Annotated in this window: 21 protein-coding genes and 1 pseudogene; 15 read left to right on the forward strand and 7 right to left on the reverse strand. The window is 69.5% G+C overall.

Going from position 1 to position 18,275, the window contains the following annotated elements:
- Positions 1-313: 313 nt before the first annotated feature.
- From O7622_RS17320 to O7622_RS17335, 4 genes are all read left to right on the forward strand, one after another.
- Positions 314-1,507 (forward strand): alanine--tRNA ligase-related protein, encoded by a 1,194-nt coding sequence (locus tag O7622_RS17320; RefSeq protein WP_282309205.1) that lies wholly within the window; start codon positions 314-316, stop codon positions 1,505-1,507.
- Between the two features lie 193 nt (positions 1,508-1,700).
- On the forward strand, positions 1,701-3,161 hold the full coding sequence (locus O7622_RS17325; RefSeq protein WP_282309206.1) for an ATP-binding protein: 1,461 nt from the start codon (positions 1,701-1,703) through the stop codon (positions 3,159-3,161).
- 16 nt (positions 3,162-3,177) lie between these two features.
- Positions 3,178-4,998 (forward strand): acyl-CoA dehydrogenase, encoded by a 1,821-nt coding sequence (locus tag O7622_RS17330; protein ID WP_282309207.1) that lies wholly within the window; start codon positions 3,178-3,180, stop codon positions 4,996-4,998.
- 146 nt (positions 4,999-5,144) lie between these two features.
- Positions 5,145-6,806 (forward strand): AIPR family protein, encoded by a 1,662-nt coding sequence (locus O7622_RS17335; RefSeq protein WP_282309208.1) that lies wholly within the window; start codon positions 5,145-5,147, stop codon positions 6,804-6,806.
- A gap of 442 nt (positions 6,807-7,248) precedes the next feature.
- Here O7622_RS17335 and O7622_RS17340 read toward each other — a convergent pair whose 3' ends face one another.
- Positions 7,249-7,824: an HD domain-containing protein gene (locus O7622_RS17340; protein WP_282309209.1), complete on the reverse strand. Its 576-nt coding sequence runs from the start codon at positions 7,822-7,824 to the stop codon at positions 7,249-7,251.
- A complete protein-coding gene (locus tag O7622_RS17345) occupies positions 7,821-8,948 on the reverse strand; it encodes a helix-turn-helix transcriptional regulator (RefSeq protein ID WP_282309210.1) in 1,128 nt (375 codons plus the stop codon). Before O7622_RS17345 ends, O7622_RS17340 begins: the two co-directional genes overlap by 4 nt.
- Positions 8,949-9,167: 219 nt before the next feature.
- On the opposite strand from O7622_RS17345, the gene O7622_RS29250 reads away from it, so the two are divergent.
- Genes O7622_RS29250 through O7622_RS17360 form a run of 3 tightly spaced genes read left to right on the forward strand, consistent with a single transcriptional unit; the run spans position 9,168 to position 9,912 of the window.
- Complete coding sequence (locus O7622_RS29250; RefSeq protein ID WP_348774032.1) at positions 9,168-9,527, forward strand: hypothetical protein; 360 nt, start codon at positions 9,168-9,170, stop codon at positions 9,525-9,527.
- Positions 9,524-9,742 carry a hypothetical protein gene (locus O7622_RS17355; protein WP_282309213.1) on the forward strand — a complete coding sequence of 73 codons (219 nt, stop codon included), beginning with the start codon at positions 9,524-9,526 and terminating at the stop codon, positions 9,740-9,742. Before O7622_RS29250 ends, O7622_RS17355 begins: the two co-directional genes overlap by 4 nt.
- On the forward strand, positions 9,739-9,912 hold the full coding sequence (locus tag O7622_RS17360) for a hypothetical protein (RefSeq protein ID WP_282309214.1): 174 nt from the start codon (positions 9,739-9,741) through the stop codon (positions 9,910-9,912). The genes O7622_RS17355 and O7622_RS17360 overlap by 4 nt, the downstream gene beginning before the upstream one ends.
- Before the next feature lie 18 nt (positions 9,913-9,930).
- Here O7622_RS17360 and O7622_RS17365 read toward each other — a convergent pair whose 3' ends face one another.
- Positions 9,931-10,527, reverse strand: coding sequence for a GIY-YIG nuclease family protein (locus O7622_RS17365; protein WP_282309215.1), 597 nt, complete (start codon positions 10,525-10,527; stop codon positions 9,931-9,933).
- A gap of 483 nt (positions 10,528-11,010) precedes the next feature.
- Here O7622_RS17365 and O7622_RS17370 point away from each other — a divergent pair, with 483 nt between their 5' ends.
- Positions 11,011-11,934: an AEC family transporter gene (locus tag O7622_RS17370; RefSeq protein WP_282309216.1), complete on the forward strand. Its 924-nt coding sequence runs from the start codon at positions 11,011-11,013 to the stop codon at positions 11,932-11,934.
- A gap of 6 nt (positions 11,935-11,940) precedes the next feature.
- On the opposite strand, the gene O7622_RS17375 is transcribed toward O7622_RS17370, so the two are convergent.
- The gene (locus O7622_RS17375; RefSeq protein WP_282309217.1) at positions 11,941-12,594 is read right to left on the reverse strand and encodes a Type 1 glutamine amidotransferase-like domain-containing protein; all 654 of its coding nucleotides are present in this window, start codon (positions 12,592-12,594) and stop codon (positions 11,941-11,943) included.
- Between the two features lie 298 nt (positions 12,595-12,892).
- On the opposite strand from O7622_RS17375, the gene O7622_RS17380 reads away from it, so the two are divergent.
- The 4 genes from O7622_RS17380 to O7622_RS17395 all read left to right on the forward strand — a co-directional run bounded on the left by O7622_RS17380 (position 12,893) and on the right by O7622_RS17395 (position 15,328).
- Positions 12,893-13,474, forward strand: coding sequence for a dihydrofolate reductase family protein (locus O7622_RS17380; RefSeq protein ID WP_282309218.1), 582 nt, complete (start codon positions 12,893-12,895; stop codon positions 13,472-13,474).
- A 190-nt stretch (positions 13,475-13,664) separates the two neighbouring features.
- Positions 13,665-14,000 carry a hypothetical protein gene (locus tag O7622_RS17385; protein WP_282309219.1) on the forward strand — a complete coding sequence of 112 codons (336 nt, stop codon included), beginning with the start codon at positions 13,665-13,667 and terminating at the stop codon, positions 13,998-14,000.
- Between the two features lie 106 nt (positions 14,001-14,106).
- The gene (locus tag O7622_RS17390; RefSeq protein WP_282309220.1) at positions 14,107-14,850 is read left to right on the forward strand and encodes an SDR family oxidoreductase; all 744 of its coding nucleotides are present in this window, start codon (positions 14,107-14,109) and stop codon (positions 14,848-14,850) included.
- A gap of 100 nt (positions 14,851-14,950) precedes the next feature.
- The gene (locus O7622_RS17395) at positions 14,951-15,328 is read left to right on the forward strand and encodes a hypothetical protein (protein WP_282309221.1); all 378 of its coding nucleotides are present in this window, start codon (positions 14,951-14,953) and stop codon (positions 15,326-15,328) included.
- Positions 15,329-15,651: 323 nt separating this feature from the next.
- On the opposite strand, the gene O7622_RS17400 is transcribed toward O7622_RS17395, so the two are convergent.
- On the reverse strand, positions 15,652-16,119 hold the full coding sequence (locus O7622_RS17400) for an SAM-dependent methyltransferase (protein WP_282309222.1): 468 nt from the start codon (positions 16,117-16,119) through the stop codon (positions 15,652-15,654).
- A gap of 100 nt (positions 16,120-16,219) precedes the next feature.
- Here O7622_RS17400 and O7622_RS17405 point away from each other — a divergent pair, with 100 nt between their 5' ends.
- From O7622_RS17405 to O7622_RS17415, 3 genes are all read left to right on the forward strand, one after another.
- A complete protein-coding gene (locus tag O7622_RS17405; protein WP_282309223.1) occupies positions 16,220-17,074 on the forward strand; it encodes a PhzF family phenazine biosynthesis isomerase in 855 nt (284 codons plus the stop codon).
- Between the two features lie 154 nt (positions 17,075-17,228).
- Entirely contained in the window at positions 17,229-17,597 is a 369-nt protein-coding gene (locus tag O7622_RS17410; RefSeq protein ID WP_282309224.1) for a YciI family protein, read from the forward strand.
- Positions 17,594-17,758, forward strand: a complete 165-nt coding sequence (locus O7622_RS17415) for a hypothetical protein (protein WP_282314271.1) — start codon at positions 17,594-17,596, stop codon at positions 17,756-17,758. Before O7622_RS17410 ends, O7622_RS17415 begins: the two co-directional genes overlap by 4 nt.
- A 116-nt stretch (positions 17,759-17,874) precedes the next feature.
- Here the strand turns inward: O7622_RS17415 and O7622_RS17420 are convergent.
- Positions 17,875-18,048: pseudogene (locus O7622_RS17420) on the reverse strand (VOC family protein); the annotation flags it as partial.
- A 25-nt stretch (positions 18,049-18,073) separates the two neighbouring features.
- Positions 18,074-18,268 (reverse strand): DNA-binding protein, encoded by a 195-nt coding sequence (locus O7622_RS17425; protein ID WP_282309225.1) that lies wholly within the window; start codon positions 18,266-18,268, stop codon positions 18,074-18,076.
- Positions 18,269-18,275: the final 7 nt, after the last annotated feature.

Genomic DNA, 18,275 nt, shown 5'->3' on the forward strand with positions numbered 1-18,275 from the left:
TCCATCTCGCCGAAGTGACGGCATCCGAGCGCCGGTGACCCCGCCATCTCGGGGGAGTGGTGTCGATCTTGCGCGGGAGCGCGCGGGAAATGCGGTGGGCGGGGACAGGCGGACCGGGCTACCGTGGCGGTATGCAGAGCAGGCGCACCCTCACCGCCGCAGCCGCGCGAGCTTCCCGCTCGCCGGTTGCCGCCGCCTGACCTGCCCCACACCCACGCCGGCGACCGGAAACGGTCCGCCGGCGTCGTCGTGTCGACGCCGTGAAACGCGCGCGGCGGGCCGTCCGGTCACCCGTACCCGGAAGGCACCCGCCATGACACCCGACGACATCACCCGGACGTTCCTCGACCACTACCACCGGCACGACCACCGGCGTGCGCCGGAGAGTTCGCTCATTCCGCCGCCCGGCGACCCGGTGCTGTTCACCACGTCCGGCATGCACCCGCTCACGCCGTACCTGCTGGGGCGCCCGCACCCGGGCGGACGGCGACTGGCGAACGCGCAGCGGTGCCTGCGCACCACGGACCTGGACGAGGTGGGCGACAGCACCCACCTGACCGTGTTCCAGATGCTCGGCTCGTGGTCGCTCGGCGACTACGACATCGTGACCAGCCTGCGCTGGGGCTTCGACCTGCTCACCGACGGCTTCGGCATCCCGGCGGGGAAACTGCACGCGACGGTGTTCGGCGGCGACGACCGGCTCGGCCCGGACGACACCGCGCGAGACACCTGGACCGCGCTCGGCGTGCCGGTGGAGGCGCTGGGCGAGGACAACTGGTGGTCCAACGGCCCGACCGGCCCCTGCGGACCGGACTCGGAGATCTTCGTCTGGACCGGCGACGGCCCGCCCACCGGCACACCGAGCACCGACGCGCGCTGGGTGGAGGTGTGGAACCACGTGCAGATGCGCTACCACAGGCACCCCGACGGCCGGCTCACGCCGCTGCCGCACTCCAGCATCGACACCGGCATGGGCCTGGAACGGCTGGAGATGGTGCTGCGCGGCGACCGGTCCGTGTTCACCGGCGACGGGCTGCGCCGGTGGGTGGACGAGGTGGGGGAGCGATGGGACCAGCGCGGTGAGGACCTGCGCGTGGTCTCCGACCACCTGCGGTCCGCTGTGGTCGTGCTCGGTGACGGGGTACGCCCCGGCAACACCGGCCGCGGGTACGTGCTGCGACGGCTGCTGCGCCGCGCACTCACAGTGCTGTGGCGCGACGACCCGGCGCGCACCCTGGACGACCTGCCATCCCAGGTGTACGCGGACACGCTGCGCCGCTTCCGCCAGCTGCCCGATCCGAGCACGCGGCCGGTCGACGTCGGCTCGCTGCACGCGACGCTGGTGGACGAGGAACGCCGCTTCCGTGGACTGCTGCGACGCGGACGGCCGCTCGTGGACCGGGTACGGGAGCGCGGGCCGCTGACCGAACGCGACTACCACTGGCTGCACGACACCCACGGGCTGCCCCGCGACCTGGTCGACGGCCTGCTCGCCGAGGCGAGCTGAGCGACGGCCGGGCGAGTAGCGGCCGGGGCGAGCAGCGGGCGGTTGAGCGGTGCCCGGCTGAACAGCGGCTGGACGGGCGGCGGCCAGGTCAGCGGCGGCGGCGCAGCGGTGGCCGCCCGGCCGGGCCGGTGCCAGACTCGGAGGCGGACGCCACGCGAGGGAAGCGGACGCCGCCGCGAGGAGAGGGCTGCCGATGACCGAGGTACGGCCGGACGAGGAGACGGTGCCGCTGCTCGGCGCCGAGGTGCGCATCACCGACGCGGCCGGGCTGCTCGCCGCCGCCACCGACGGGCCGGTGGACCTGCTGTCCGGCGGCGACTTCCCCGCCCCGCTGCGGGAGGTCCGCTGCACCGTGCGCGCCGACACCGCCGCCGAGCCGCCGGTGCACCGCTTCGAGGCGTACCTCCGGGTGGAGGCCGCACCGGCGGGCCTGATCGCCCTCGGGCTGGCCGGGCCGGTCGGCCTGCTGCTCGCCGAGCGGCTGGCCGCCCGCGGGGGCGACGGCCCGGCCGCCGCTGTGGGCCGGATCGCCGCGGAGGCCGGGCGGCGGATCTGGCCGCGGCCGGTCGCCACGCTCGTCGGGCCGCCGCGCGACCCGGCCGGCCGGGAGGTGCTGCGCGCCGCCGAGGAGGCGGGGCTGCGGCCCCGCGTCGACCAGGACAACGGCACGGTACGCATCCGCGTCGACGTGCCGAGCGCCGACGTGGATCCGGCGCACCTGCGGGCCATGCTGGGCCTGCTGCTCCAGGCCGTACGCGAGCTGTCCGGCGACAGCGAGGAGCCGACGGTGCTGCGCGGGCGGACGTACCTCGTGGGGCGGCGACCGGTCGCGGCGGCCGGGCCGCGCAGCGTGGCGGTGACCCTCGACCAGGTCGGCGGCCTGCCCGACGTGGTCGCGCGGTTCCGCGAGGTGGCGGTGTCGTTCCGGCACCCGCAGGCGATGGCCCGGTGGGGTGCGCGCCGGCCGCAGGGCATCCTGATGTACGGGCCGCCCGGCACCGGCAAGACGATGCTGGCCCGGGCGCTGGCGAACGAGGTCGGCGCGGACTTCGTGGAGATCCGTACCCCGGAGATCCTGGACAAGTACCTCGGCGGCTCGGAACGCAACATCAAGCGCATCTTCCGGGAGGCACGCCGCTACCGGCGGCCCACGGTGATGCTGTTCGACGAGTTCGACTCGATCATCAGCTACGCCGGGGCGGGCGGCGACGCGGCCAGCCAGGCCGTCAACGCGGTCGCGGGCATCTTCAAGCAGGAGATGAACACGCTGTTCGAGGAGAACCCCGACGTCATCGTGGTGGCCACCACCAACTTCCCGCAGCGCGTGGACGCCTCGCTGATCCGCTCCGGCCGCTTCGACCTGAAGATCGCCATTCCGGCACCCGACGAAGCCGGACGCGCGGAGATCCTCACCAAGATGGTCCGCGAGCTGATCGACCGGCACGAACGGCCGGGTTTCCGGATGTTCGCCGACGACCTCGACCCGGCCGCGCTCGCCGCCGACACGGCCGGGCTGACCGGCGCGGACCTGCGGGAGGCGCTACGCCGGGTGCAACTCGCCAAGGCGCTCCGGGAGGCGGCGGAGGGTGCGCCACCGGCTCCGATCGGTCAGGATGACCTGCGGGAGGCCGTCGCCGGGTTGCGCCGCGGCTGACCGGAAGGAGTCCACGTTGTCCTCGTCCGATCTGCTGCTGTCCCGCCGTGACCTCGCGTTCCTGCTGCACGACTGGCTTGACGTGACCCGGCTGACCGAACGGCCCCGCTACGCCGAGCACTCCCGGGAGACCGTAGACGAGGTGCTGGACCTCGCCGCCCGGGTCGCCGCCGAACGGTTCGCCCCGCACAACCGGGCCGCCGACACCGGCGAACCCGCGTTCGACGGGCAGCGCGTGCGGACCATCCCGCAGGTGAAGGCCGCCCTGGAGGCGTTCGCCGAGACCGGGCTGCTCGCCGCCACCATGGACGAGTCGGTCGGCGGCCTGCAACTGCCGCACACCGTGGCCGCCGCCGCCTTCGCCTGGTTCCAGGCCGCCAACGTGGGCACGTCGGCGTACCCGATGCTCACCCTCGGCAACGCCAACCTGCTGCTCGCCCACGGCAGCGCCGAGCAGATCGACACCTGGGTACGCCCGATGGTCGAGGGACGGTTCTTCGGCACCATGTGCCTGTCCGAGCCGCAGGCCGGCAGCTCGCTGGCCGACCTCACCACGCGGGCGGAGCCGCAGGACGACGGCACGTACCGGATCGTCGGCACCAAGATGTGGATCTCCGGCGGCGACCACGAACTGGCCGAGAACATCGTCCACCTGGTCCTCGCCCGCATTCCCGGCGCGCCGCCCGGCGTGAAGGGGCTGTCGCTGTTCATCGTGCCGAAGGTGCTGCTCGACGACGGCGGCAACCTCGGGCCGCGCAACGACGTGGTGCTGGTCGGCCTCAACCACAAGCTCGGCTACCGGGGCACCACCAACACGCTGCTGAACTTCGGCGAGGGCGTGCACCGGCCGTACGGGCGGGCCGGGGCGGTCGGCTACCTGGTGGGGCAGCCGCACCAGGGGCTCGCGGTGATGTTCCACATGATGAACGAGGCGCGCATCGGCATCGGGGCCGGCGCCACGGCGCTCGGCTACACCGCGTACCTGAAGTCCGTCGCGTACGCCCGGCAACGCCCGCAGGGCCGCCCGGTCGCCGACAAGGACCCGACCACGCCGCAGGTGCCGATCGTGGCCCACAGCGACGTACGCCGGATGCTGCTGGCGCAGAAGAGCTACGTGGAGGGCGCGCTCGCGCTGGTGCTCTACTGCGGACGGCTGCTCGACGAGCAGAAGACCGCACCCGCCGAGGCCGACCGCGACCGGGCACAGCTGTTGCTGGACCTGCTCACCCCGATCACCAAGAGCTGGCCGGCGCAGTGGTGCCTGGCCGCCAACGACCTGGCCATCCAGGTGCACGGCGGGTACGGCTACACCCGCGACTACGACGTCGAGCAGCACTGGCGGGACAACCGGCTCAACGCCATCCACGAGGGCACCCACGGCATCCAGGCGCTGGACCTGCTCGGCCGCAAGGTCACCATGCGCGACGGCGCAGCGCTGGAGCTGCTGCTGGAGACCATCCGCGGCACCGTGACCCGGGCGTGGAAGGCGGAGGGGTCCGCCTCCGAGCTGGCCGGTCAGCTCGGCGCGGCGGTGGACCGGATCGCCGTGGTGACGCGGCGGTTGTGGGCTCCTGGTGATCCGGAGCTGGCGCTGGCGAACGCGTCGGTGTACCTGGAGGCGGTCGGGCACGTGGTGATCGCGTGGATGTGGCTGGAGCAGGTGCTGGTGGTGGAGGCGCTGGGGTCGCCGGACGGGGCCGAGGGGGAGTTCCTGGCGGGGAAGAGGCAGGCGGCGAGGTACTTCTACCGGTGGGAGTTGCCGAAGGTGGGGGCCCAGTTCGACCTGCTGGAAGGGCTGGACCGGACCACGCTGGACATGCGGGAGGGCTGGTTCTGACGGGAAGGTAAGCGATTGACCGCGGGCGCCTGGGAGCATCGGTGGCGCAGGAAACCCAAGTAGGCGGACCAGCGAGGAATGCAGGCGGCAATGTACCATCTCTCTCGCTCGCTTCACGGTTGAGCGGTCCTTCGAAAGAGGTTGCTGTGAGCAAATTCCACGTCAGTCAAATTGAGACTCGCGTGCGCGCCCTGTACGGTGATAATTACTGGACCGCGAAGCTAGACGATTTTGCCAACCTTTCTAGGATTCTCGCTCTCCATGCGGTCCACCTTTCCCTCTCTTCGGCTGACGACACAAACCGTGTGATCGAAATCACCGACGGAGGCGACGATCGCGGCATTGATGCGGTTGGTGTAGATTTTGGTGCGAAGCTTGTCGTATTTGTTCAATCGAAATGGCGCCAAGATGGAACTGGGTCGATGGCTCTTGGTGATGTTCTTAAGTTCCTTCAAGGTGTGAGATCGCTTTTAGGGATGAAGTCAGATGCGGAGCCCGCTCATGCGAGTGAGACCACGCGGTTGGCAGTTAGCGATCTACTCAAGACGCCGGGTGCGAAGATTCGGCTCGTAACGGTGACGACGGCAGCGGATCCTCTCTCGGAGGAGGTAGCTGCTCCGATCGTCGAGCTGCTAGATCAGCTTAATGACCTTGAAGGTATCGAGCCACTTGCGTCGCACGTCCATATTGCTCAAGCGGCGCTCTTCAGTTCCATCTCAGATCAAGCGCGGCCAGCCGTCAATCTCAAACTTCAGATGATTGACTGGGGTCGCGCTGCCGAGCCGCAAAAAATGTACTATGGCCGGGTCAGTGCAGCAGAACTGGCTGGATGGTACACAACCCATCGTGATGAGCTCTTTGCCGAGAATATTCGCGTAGTGATCCCTCGTTCCGACATCAATGAAGGTATTCTGCAGACCATTCGGGACGAGCCACAGAACTTCGTCTTCTACAACAACGGCGTAACTGTTCTCGCGGGCTCAATCGAAATTGGTCCAGGTGGAGCTCTGAATCGAGATGTGGGTTACTTTGAGCTGAAGCGTGCAAGCATCGTGAATGGGGCGCAGACAGTCTCGACGCTTGGTGCGGCGATGGGCACAGAGTATGAAGCGGGTCTGGGAAGTGCGTTCGTCCTTGTTCGCTGCATCGAAGTTCCTGAGGCGGAAGAGGAACTCGGGCGATCGATCACTCGATATGCTAATACTCAAAATGAGGTTTCCAGTCAGGATTTTGCGTTCCTAGACAAGGAGCAGCATCGTCTAGTGCGTGAATTGGGTGTCTTGGGATACGAGTATATTCTGCGCTCGGCCGAGATTCCGAAATCCAAGAACCCGGAGAAGATTATCGAGCTACGGGAGGCGGCTGTTGCACTAGCCTGTGCTGCGCCGAGTGTCAACCTCGCTGTTGTCGCAAAAAGAGAGGTATCGCTTCTCTTCTCGAACCCATCATTCTACAAGACTCTCTTCAATGAGCAGACAGATCCGTTGCGGCTCAGTCGCGCGGTTGAAATCACTGCCGCAGTTGATGAGGTCTTGGACAAGCTTGAGCGCCAGGCCGATGGTGTGCAGGCGGGAATCGCGGTTCACGGTAGGCGCGTTATCGCGCATATTGTCATGCGCAAGCTGGGTGACAAGTTCTTGAAGGAGCCTGCGAGTGATGTGAAGGCTGCCCTCACCAATCTAGAGGACGAAGTTCTTGGTTACATATCGGCATTTGTGGGGGTTTTTCCTGAAAACTCTTACCCGGGGAATGTCTTCAAGAATCAAGGCCGAGTCAGCTACCTGATCGAAGCGTCAGGTGTTCTTTGAGATGGAGCCGGGCGCTCAGTCTGTCGATGAGCCACGCGTGCTGGTCCTGCGTCTTGCCAGGCGATCGATGGCCTACTCTGTGAACGTTGGTCGCTAAGTACGCGTGGGTCGAATCGTAGTGCTCGCAAACAGGCATGTAGTTGCCAGCCGGGGCCGATCCGACCGGTTTCCGAATCAAGTTATTGGCGGACGCGCTGCCCTTCGACCGGAGGCGAGGTGTTCGGCGACGGTGTCGTCGCTGCGATGACACGGTCTAGTCATCAAACGAAGGTCATCTCGGCGAAGGGCGGCGTGTCCTGGTTCAAGACCGTGACTTCGGCAGTATCCCGGCGATCACTAAGACCAATGAGTAAACATTGCTTGGTGCAGCGGCGGGAGCGCCGAGCAGGGTCATGATCATGGGATGCGGCGTGGGCGAACGGCGATCGGCTGGACGATTACTTCATGAACGGGGCGGACTCAACCATGCCGTAGGAGAGCCGGTAAGGGTGGCGTCGGCGAGCCGGTGAGCAGAGGCTGTTCTGAGCGCCGCCCGCGAGCTGTCGATCCAGCGCTGCACGTCCGCGACTCCCTGATGCCGGTACTCGACCGCTTGAACGAGACACTCCAACTTGTCAGCGTCGCGGGCCACCACCGCCTCCAGGGTTTCGCCGGCCTCATACTCGGCGACGGCAGCGGTGATCACGTCGGCGACGGCGGGCGGGCAGTCGGCGACTTGGTCGGCGGTGACGGCTGTGTTGGGCGCGGCGGTGAGGTAGCGCTTGGCGATGTGCGGGATGTCGGTGATCCGGGTTTCCTGCGTGTCGTGCAGGACGCACAACATCGAGACTCGGGCCGGGTCGGCGCCTTCCATGGCTGCGAGCATCATGCCGATGAGCGCCGTGCGGAACGAGTGTTCGGCGATCGACTCGGGGTGCTTCACGCCTGCGAACCACCAGCCGGTACGGGCAGCGCGCTTGAGCACGCCGGCCTCGAAGATGAAGCTCATGGCTCCTGCGGCGTCCTGGTCCTCGCTCATCTGCCCGTCCCTGTACCGGTGACTCCGTCAGCACGGAGGCTGTAGAGGATAGACGTTAGTTCTTGTCGTGACTGCGTGGATAGCTGGTCACTGTCGAGCAGCGTGGCGCACCGGTCGGCCAGTACCTGCCCGGTCGCGAGGTCGTCGTGGGTGAGGCCGCGCCTCGCCATGAGCAGAGCCCAGAGGTTGTGCACGTTGAGGTCGACAAACGGATGGCCGATGGTGAGGCGCTGAACCAGGTGCCGGAACAGCACGACTCCTCGCCAGTCTCCTAGCGCGGCGGGCATGAACGAGTCGTCGCGATGCCGGTACGGGATCTCACCGACCCAGTAGGCGGAGTAGTTGAGCGCGGCCCGCTCGCAGGCATCGTCCGGGTGAGCGCGGGTGATGAAGTCTCTCAGCGGCTCCGGGTCTCCCTGGTTCGCCAGGGAGGTCACCATCGACCGGATGTCGGGCCACAACGGCGACCAGGTGTGGAAGCCGGTGATCCGGCGGGCTATCCGGGTGGTGCCGTCGGCGAGCCATGACGCGGACGCGCCTGTGGGGTCCATGCCAGCAAGGAAGCAGGCTTGCCGGTGCAGCAGGACATCTGGCTCGCGTTCGAAGGCTGAGCGCTCGGCCAGCTCGCGAAGGCGTACGAAGAAGGCCCGTCTCTCGTCGGCGGACAGGATCGGGGCGTTCGCCACGGGGCCGCGTCGGCGGGGTGTGGGGATGCTCCTGATGAAGGTCGGCGTCTGTCCGAGGACGCTCCAAAGGATCAGGTCGGTCAGACGGTGCGTCAGCACCGACCAGCCGAGGGGTTGCTCGGCGATGGGGGATCGGTCCGCCTCGTCCCGGAGGAGCGCCGCAAGGATGAGGTCTGCCTCAGCGGCATCGTCGAGAGCGGCCAGCAGCTTCGTGTTCGCTCCGAGCCGTCCGAGGCGCTGGCGAATCGCAACGGCCTGACCGAATGGCACGGCGGTGAACGGCCTGCGCCCCGACTCCCAGCTCTGAACGGTCACCCGATCCACGTCCAGATGCGCGGCGAGTTGTTCCTGGGTGAGCGGCACGGATTCCCGAATGAGCTTCAGGAGGTAGCCCGTCACCTCGCCGCGTTGCGGCATGGAACTGCGGTGACCTGCCAACTGACATCCCTACGTTGACCGGTGGTCGACGTTTCGCCGGAAGCGGACCGCGAGGTGGCGTTCCTGATCGGCTCACTCGTACCGCTGGTGAGTCCAGTGATCGACGCCGTGATCGTAGCGTCGTAGTTACCGAACGTTCCAGATCCGGTCCGCGATTCGCGGCCCGGTCGAATTCCGCTGCCCTGCGGAGGAAACGGCGATGCGGGAGAGGACACCACCGTGGAGACGAGTCACCTACGACCAGTACGTGATCGCTGCTGCTTTGACGCTCGCACGCCGGCATCGCCCGGCCTGGTCGTGGCGGAAGTGGCAGTGGGTGTGCCGCTGCGGGGCGGAGCTGCCGTGCCGCAGCCGCCACCGCGTACCGATCAATCGCGGTCACTGGCCGTCGCAGGAGGACCAGTGAGAACTGCGGAACAGGCGATCCTGGCGGTGCACGTACGGGGTCTGGGCGGGATGTGCGTGGGTTGCCGGCTGTGGTGGGCGCGGCTGACTCCGTACCCCTGCTGGCAGGTCGCGTGGGCGACCAGCCGGCAGGCGCGCGCGAGCGTCGCCCGCTTCCTGGGGGTGCGCGGGTGAGCACCCACGGGCCGGTGCTGCCGATCTGGACGTGCGGCGGGTGCGGTGCGCCGTGGCCGTGCGCGACGCGGCGGCGGGAGCTTCTTGCGGAGTACGAGGGCGCGCCGGTGTCGCTGGCGGTGTACCTGGGGGCGCAGCTGGTCCGGGCGACTGCGGATCTGAGTTGGGCGCCGGCGGGGGCGTTGCACCGGCGGTTCCTGGGGTGGGTGCGGTGAGCGTGTTGCGGGCGGGCGACGAGAAGTTCCACTACAGCGACGGGTCGCACCGGTGGACGGCGCCGGATCCGGAGTACGACCAGGAGGTGTGGGAGGAGCAGGTCCGCCAGCACAAGCTGGGTCACCTGCGCAACGAGCGCCCGAGGGTACGCATACGACGGATCATGTGATTCCAGCAGCGTGCCGGGCTACGGCGTGCGCCAGGGCTGGGCCGGGCCGCTGCCGGTGTTGTACGAGTTCTTGGCGGTGACCACGGCGGCCTGGATGTGCTCGGGGTCGACGCCGTGGACGTTGAGCGGCGGGTGCAGACGCCGGACGAGTTCGGCCTCGATGATCGCCGGCTCGGGGTCCTCCGCCCAGGTCAGGCGCAGGTGCTCGTGCATCCACGCGGTCAGCCGAGCCTCGTCCTCGGGGACCAGGACGACCTGGTCGGTCCACGTCGTCCGGTAACCCTCGGACACGAGGAGGCCGGCCAGCGTACGGCGCAGCGTCGAGCTGCCCGAACGCCGCAGATGGTTGCGCAGGATCCGGCCACGCAGGCTGGTCGCCCGGCCGAGATAGAGCATCCGCCGCGACGGGTCACTGTCGTTCGACGGTCCGGGAAGGTCCGGGAGGACCGAGGGAGCAGCCCACCAGGCGTACACACCACTGCCACGGCTGAGCCGCTTGACGGCGACGTCGAGGGCGACCGGCACGCCGGAGAGCAGCCGCAGGGCCTCGTCGACCCGGGCTTCGTCGGTCGGGACGTCGGCGGATCGCCGTTCGGGAATGGTCACCGGGACCATCCTAGGCGCTTGGCGGGTCGAGATCGGGTGGCAGGGCGACCGGACGCTCCCCGCAAGGCTCCGGGATGCCGACAGGGGGTGGCGACGCGCCGGCGGCACGGGGCGAGCCAGGACGCGCAGCGTCGACGAACCACAGTGTCCATGTCGGTAGTCTGGCCGGGTGAACCATGAGGCCGCCTCGGTCCTGCGCGGCCTCGTGGCGAACCGTCGTCTCACTCCACGAGCGATCAGCCGGCAGGCTGGTAGCTGTTGCCAGCCGGCTCTCATCGGAGCAGGTGCGGGAGCTGATCACGCGTGCGGAGGATCAGGTTGAGTGATCTCTCGCGACCAGCTCGACAGAGGGAGCCGAGGTGACCGAGGCGCCCACGCGCTCCGCGACCGATCAGCGCACCTGATCTTGGCCGGCGCGTCTCTCGACTCGTACACCCCGGATGCCCGCCGGTCCCAGAGCCGGCGCGACGCCCGCCCGCCGGTGACGCCCGCATGAGTCTGGTGTCGGCGTTCGTACCGATCTGGATCCTTACCGCGGTGGGTTACGCGGCCTGCCGCTGGGGCCTGCTGGGGGAGGCGGCGGCGTCGGTGCTCGGCCGGTTCGTGTTCCAGCTCGCGATGCCGTCCGCCCTGTTCCTGGCCCTGGCCCGGATGCCGCTGTCCGGGTTCGCCGGCCGCTCGCTGTTCGCCTTCGGGGTGAGCACAGTCGCGGTCGTCGGGTTCGGGTGGGCCGGCGCGAGCCGGCTGTTCGGTCGCGAGCCCGGCGAACGGCCGATTTGGGGCATGACCGCCGGGTACGTGAACTCGGCGAACCTCGGCATCCCGATCGCGACGCAGGTTCTCGGCGACGTGTCGTTCCTGGCGGTGGTGGTGCTGCTGCAAGTGCTGGTGGTGGCGCCCGTGATCCTGGTCGCCCTGGACCGGCGCAGCGACCCGGCCGGGCGGATCAGGGTGCGCCGGATCGCCTCCCTGCCCGTACGCAACCCGGTGATCCTGGCGTCGCTGCTCGGTGTCGCGTGCTCGGCTGCCGGCCTGCGTCTGCCGTCGGCGGCCGACGCGTCGCTGACGCTGCTGGCCGGTGCCGCGGTTCCGGCCGCCCTGGTTGCGCTCGGCGCGTCGCTGCACCGCACGGGACCGTCGCGGGTAGAGCCGGCCGAGCCCGCCGAGCTGGCCGTGATCACCGCGCTGAAGCTGGTCGTACAGCCGGTCATCGCGTACGCGGCCGGACTGGCCCTGCACCTGTCCGCGCCGCAGTTGCTCGCCGTGGTGGTGTGCGCGGGCCTGCCGACGGCGCAGAACACGTTCATCTTCGCCCAGGAGTACGGCGTCGGCGAGGCGGTCGCCAACCGGGCGGTGGTAGTGACCACAACGCTGTCGCTGGCCACACTGGCCGCAGCGGCGACGCTGCTCGGGTAGCTACCGCTACGAGGGGAACTGCTTCCAGTGCCCCTCGGAGACGACCTCGATGGTGCCGTCGGTCACCTTGATGGCCGTCTGGTCGTCGATCGCGTATGCCGGACCGGCGATCTCGGTCGCCCATTTCTCGGCGGCGGCCAGGGTGTTGTCCGGTTCGAGGCCCAGGTGCGGGAAGATCGAGAAGTCGACGAGCCCGAGTGTGCGGTCGTCGGGTGCGGACTGCCACTGGACGAAGTCCGTACCGATTCGGGGGGTGAGCACCATGCTGCCGGCGCTCAGTCCGACCCAGACGGTGTCCGTCAGTGACGGCAGGAGCTCTGCCAGCGCGGACTGCCGCATCCAGTGGCACAGGTACGTCGCGTCGCCGCCGTGCACGAGCAGGACGTCGGTCTCGTGGACCCAGGGGATCCAGTGCTTCTGGCCGATGCTGGGTAGCGCTGTCAGTTCGAGGACGCCCAGCGATTTCCAGCCGAGGCCGCTCATGGGTAGTGGTGTCTGACCGGTGATGAAGCGCCAGGCGGAGGCCGGTCCGCCCATCGGGTAGGCCGCCGTGGGGATGCAGAGGGCGCTGGACTCGGCGATGGGCTTGCCGAGCAGGTCCACCAGCGCGTCGCGGATGCTCGGGTTCTGGACGCCTGCGGATGTGAGGAGAAGTTTCACGCTTGCCTCCGGTACGTAGCGGTCATGACGTTCTCCCCGAGAGTCGTGAGATCGGGTGCGCGGGAATACAGACCGGAAGCCATGACGAAACTCATCGCCGATTCGGATGTATGCCCAGCGGGCGTCGGCGAGGACGTGGCGTCACTCGCGGATCTCCATCTCTGTCGCCAAGCCGTAGCCGAGGCGGTAGACGTGCGTGACCGTGTGGCCGGCGAGCTTCGCTCCGGCCTTGTCGTGGACCACCTGATGAACGGTGACGGCGATCCGGCCGTCGGCCTCCGTGCGGAACGCCGTCGGCGTGACGACGGCGCCATGGCGGCCAGCGGTGTCGGTGGACGGCTTCGTCGCGGACGACAACGATCAGCCCGGCCCGCTGTTCGACTGGTTGACCAGCGGTGACGTCGCGTTGGACGCCGACGGTGCGTTGAGGGTGTCGCAGACGTCCCACGACTACATCCGGCCGTACTGGGACCGGATCGGGGTGACCGTCGTCGGCCGGCACGTCTTCGACCTGACCGACGGCTGGGACGGGACGCCGCCGAGCGGGATCGACCACGTGGTCGTCGTGACGCACCGGCCCGCGCCCGAGGGCTGGGACGCCGCGGCGCCGTTCCACTTCGTCGAGGGCGTCGAGGCAGCAGTGGCCAGGGCGCAGAAGCTCGCCGGTGACCGGGTCGTCGAGGTCGCCGCCGGCGACGTCGGAGGCCAGGTGCTCGCCGCGGGCCTGGTCGACGAGGTACGCATGGACGTCGTACCCGTGGTGTTCGGATCCGGCAAGCGCTTCTTCGGGTCGGTCGACGCGCAGCACCTGCTGGCGGATCCCGACGTGGTGATTCCAGGTGACCGGGTACTGCACCTGCGCTATCGGGTGCGCCGCTGACCGATCCGAGATGATGTCACCGTGGATCATCCGCCGCCGATGCCGGATTCGGCTGACGGCACCATCCGCCGCTATGTCATCGCCCCGTCGGAGCGGGACAGCGCTCGCTACCTGGACCTCCTGCACGGTGGCATCGTCCGTCCGGACACGCAGGAGGAGAATGCTCCAGTCGTGCACGCCCTGCGTCAGGATGCTCGACGCGTCAGCGACGTCGTGGGTATCGCGTGGCGGAGATCGCACCCGGCAGTTCGCCGTCGACGTGCGGGAAACCTGGAGCGAGGCGGACTGGTACCAGCCGGAGCACTGGCAGGTGAGCCTGGACCTGCTGTTTCCGGACGCGCCCGCACTCGCCGACCTCGACCGGCTCGACGTGCAGGACACCGGCTTCGATTTCAGCCGGACCGGCCCCGAACGGGAACGCGCGGTCGGCGAAGCCGAACGGGAGCTGCGGCACCACCCGGCACTGCAAGCACTGTGGTCGAGCACTCCCGTGCGTATCGCCGTCACGCTGGACCGCGCGGACTGAGCCGCCGCACGCGGTCGCCGGCCGCTCGCGACGTCCCTGCGGCGTCGCGAACGCGACGTCCGATCCCCGCCGGACACCCGGCTCGTCGTCGACCAGGCTTTCCCGCATGAACAACGCACTCGACGGCAAGGTAGCTCTCGTCACCGGCGGTGGCCGTGGCATCGGCGCGGCGGTGGCCCTGCGCCTGGCCGAGGACGGCGCCGACGTGGCGCTGACGTTCCAGCAGAATCAGCGACGCGCCGACGACGTGGTGGACCGGATCAAGGCGGCGGGGCGGCGGGCGATCGCCGTGCGGGCCGACAGCGCCGACCCGGCGGCGGTGGTCGCGGCGGTGGACCGGGCCGTCGGTGAGCTGGGCAGGCTGGACATTCTGGTCAACAACGCGGGAGCGTTCCTGCTCGGGTCGCTGGAGCAGTTGGGTCTCGACGAGTTCGACCAGACCGTTGCGGTCAACGTCCGGGCGCCGTTCGTCGCGACGCAGGCCGCGGTGCGCCACATGTCGGCCGGTGGACGGATCGTCAACATCGGCAGCAACACGGCCGAGCGGACGGTCTTCCCGGGCTTCTCGCTGTACGCGATGAGCAAGACCGCCCTGATCGGCCTGACCAAGGCGCTCGGGCGCGAACTCGGCGGCAGAGCGATCACCGTGAACCTGGTGAATCCCGGTGCCACGGACACCGAGCTGAATCCGGCCGACGGTCCGAACGCCGACGCGATCAACGGTTTCACCGCGCTCGGCCACTACGCGCAGCCGGCCGACGTGGCCGCCGCGGTGGCGTTCCTCGCCGGCCCGGACGGGTGCTACGTCACGGGGGCGACTGTGAACGTCGACGGCGGATTCACCATCTGACCATCGGGAACGGGACCGGGCGTTGACGGCCTGCCCACCGCGCGGCGGCGCGGCGGCTAGGCTGTGCCGGTGTGGAAGGCGGTGTCCCCTGGTGGCCGTCATGGTTGACGCGGACGACGTCCGTCGGCTGGCGCTGTCGCTACCAGATGTGGTGGAGATCGACAGTGACGGCTTCGACTTCCGGGTCGCCGGCAAGGGGTTCGTCTGGTCCTACCCCGAGCGTACGCCCGGCAGACCGCGGCGCATTCGCACCGACATCGCGGTGCTGTACGTGGGCGACGAGGCGGAGAAGCAGGCGTTGCTCCTCGGCGAGCCCGACCTCTTCTTCACCACGCCCGCCTACGACGGGTCGCCCCTGGTCATGCTGCGGCTGGCGCACGTCGGCGTCGAGCGCCTGACGGAGCTGGTCACCGACGCGTGGCGGATGCGTGCTCCCGAATCGCTCACCGGTGACCCGGACGAGGCCGCCGGCGCGTGACGCCGGCGAACGTGTCGCCGTCGTCGAGGAGGGGACGAGTCCTCCGACCGCTCGGGGATGCCGATCCCGGCGCGCTACCGGCCTGTGACGGCTTCGTCGAACCAGACCCTCTCGACGGTCGCGTGCTCCACCGGGCCCGGCAGCGTGCTCCGGGAGGCCACCAACGACCCACCGGGTCCGGCGCGATGCTGAGCGAGGCCGAACTCGCGACGACGGTACCGGCGCTGCTGCTGTCCGACGGCAAGTGCCTGGTGGACCGGCCGCTGTCGTCGAGGGAGATCCTCTCCGGCCTCGCCGACGCGGAGCTGCCGGTCGACGGTGGGCTACGGCTGGAAGTAGTCGGACATCATGCCGCTGACCCACTCCGGCTGCCTGACGTCGGCGGGGACGAACTCCGTCAGCACCGGCTTCAGGTCGATCACGGGTGTGCCCGACACCGCGTCGAGGCCCACCACCGTCAGTTCGCGGCCGTCGACGGACTCGATCCGGCAGCACGTCACGCCGATCCGGTTCGGGCGGCGCGGGCCACGACCGGCGAACACGCCCATCGGCGGCAGGTCGGCCCGGCCCCGGTAGGGGCGGGGCTCGCGGTGGTCGCCGTCGTCCGGGAACCGGTCGAAGACGAACAGGACCTCCACGTGGGAGAACTCCTCCAGGCCCTGGAGACACGCCTCGCCGAAGCGCTCGTCGACGACGATCGCGCTGCGGACGGGACCCCAGTTGTCGCTGAGCTGGATGTCCGTCCGGTCGTTGCGGACCGTGCCGACCGCAGTGATCTCGAAGCCGCTCATGACCGGAGACTAGTTCCGTGTCGATCGCCCCGGGGCCCCGTGTCGCCGTGAGCCGGTCACGGGGCACACGAGCCGGACGGCCGGCGCTAGGCTCGTGATCATGGACGTTCTCCGATACGCGGCGTTCACCGCCGACCCTGCCGGTGGCAACCCGGCCGGTGTCGTCCTGGACGCCACCGGTGCGGGCGACACCGAGATGCAGCAGGTGGCGGCGCAGGTCGGCTACTCCGAGACGGCGTTCCTCGTGCCCGCGGGCGGGGACGGCCAGTTCACTGTGCGTTACTTCAGCCCGAAGGCGGAGGTGCCGTTCTGCGGCCACGCGACGATCGCGTCGGCGGTCGCGCACGCCGAGCGGCACGGCCCCGGTGTGCTGCACCTGGACACCCGCGCCGGGCTGGTCGAGGTCGCCACGAGCGTGCAGGCCGACGGCACCACCACCGCCACGCTGACAAGCGTCGCGCCGCGTACCGTACCCCTGGCCGCCGAGGACCTGGCGGCGCTGCTCGCCGCGTTGCGCTGGTCGCCGGACGATCTCGACGCGACGCTGCCGCCGCGTGTCGCGTACGCCGGGGCCTGGCATCCGATCGTGGCCGCCGCGACCCGGCAGCGCCTGGCGGACCTGGACTACGACCTGGCGGCGCTGAGCGCGTTGATGGCCGAGCGTGACTGGACGACGATCGGTCTGGTGCACCGGGAGTCCCCGCTGGTGTTCCACGCGCGCAACCCGTTCCCGCCCGGCGGCGTGGTCGAGGACGCCGCGACCGGGGCGGCGGCCGCCGCGTTCGGCGGCTACCTGCGCGAGCTCGGCCTGGTGCAGCCGCCCGCGACTGTGACCGTGCGGCAGGGCGAGGACATGGGGCGTCCGAGCCTGCTCACCGTCGGCATCCCCGCCGGACCCGGCGCCGGGATCGCGGTGACCGGCACCGCCGTGCCCATCCCGGAGGACGCCGGATGAGGCCGGACCACGACGACGGCTTCGCCGGGTTCGCTTCCTCTTCTTCGTCCTCGAAGCGCACTGAACGGGCGCATAGCGTCGGATCCGGGGCGGCTCGTTCGTAGTACGGGTGAGAGGCGGCCGGACCGGGCCGCCCGGACAAGGGAGTCATGGCATGCCGCGGTACCTGGTCTCGTTCAACGACGGCGCGATGGACCACATCCCCGCCGAGGAGATCCCCGAGGTGGGCAAGGACGCGCACGCGGTCATCCAGGAGGCCGTGAACGCGGGCGTGTTCGTGTACGGCACCGGGCTCGAACGGCAGCAGGCGAGCATCGTCGGTACGGACGGGATGGTCACCGACGGGCCGTTCCCGGAGACCAAGGAGGTCATCGGCGGTTTCGTGGTCCTCGACGTGGCCTCACGCGACGAGGCGCTGAAGTGGGCTGCCAAGATCGCCGTCTCGTGCCGCTGCGCCCAGGAGGTTCGGGAGGTCATACCCGACCCCGAGACGGAGGCGATGCTCCGCGCGGCGGGCCGGTGACAGGTTATGAGAGGCGCGGAATCGTCGCCGGCTCGGTACGGCTGCCCGAGGTGATGGCGCTGCTCGCCGGCATGTGCCAGGGCGCCCTGCACGGTGGATGGGACGAGCACCTGCAAGCCCGGACGCTGGCTGTCGTCTTCGCCGGCTTCGAGCACGGCTGACGGTCCGGCGTGGAACAATCCGCGCTGGCAGGCCGCGGCGACCGCGGTGAACCGCGAAAACCGGTTGGCGGGCGCATCTGCTGCGGCACCGCCGGATCCGGCCACGTCGGCGGCACCAGCCCGGGGGAGCGCTGGAACGCCAGTCCGGACGCCGCCGTGCTCGCCGACACGACTGTGAAGTCGTCGTCCGCATACGTGATCGGGTCGCCGAGGACCGCGCTCCAGAACCGGGCCTCGGCCAGCGGATCCGGGCAGTCGACGATCAGGTGGTGGAGGCTGCCGACCGGCATCGCGATCACGCCGTTCCCGACCGGGTCAGCTCAGCCGCAGATCGTGTTCGGCGAGGGCGGCCTCGATGATGCCCAGTGCCTTCGGCCCCATGCCGTGCAGCCGTGCCAGCTCCGCGCGCGGCACCCCGGCGAGACGGCGCAGCGTGGTGTAGCCGGCGGCGGTCAGCGCCCGCGTGGCCGGTGCGCTGATCTTCGGCAGGCTGTCCAGGGACGACGTCATCGCCCGA

The sequence above is a fragment of the Micromonospora sp. WMMD1076 genome (genome assembly GCF_029581475.1).
Taxonomy (GTDB): domain Bacteria; phylum Actinomycetota; class Actinomycetes; order Mycobacteriales; family Micromonosporaceae; genus Micromonospora; species Micromonospora aurantiaca.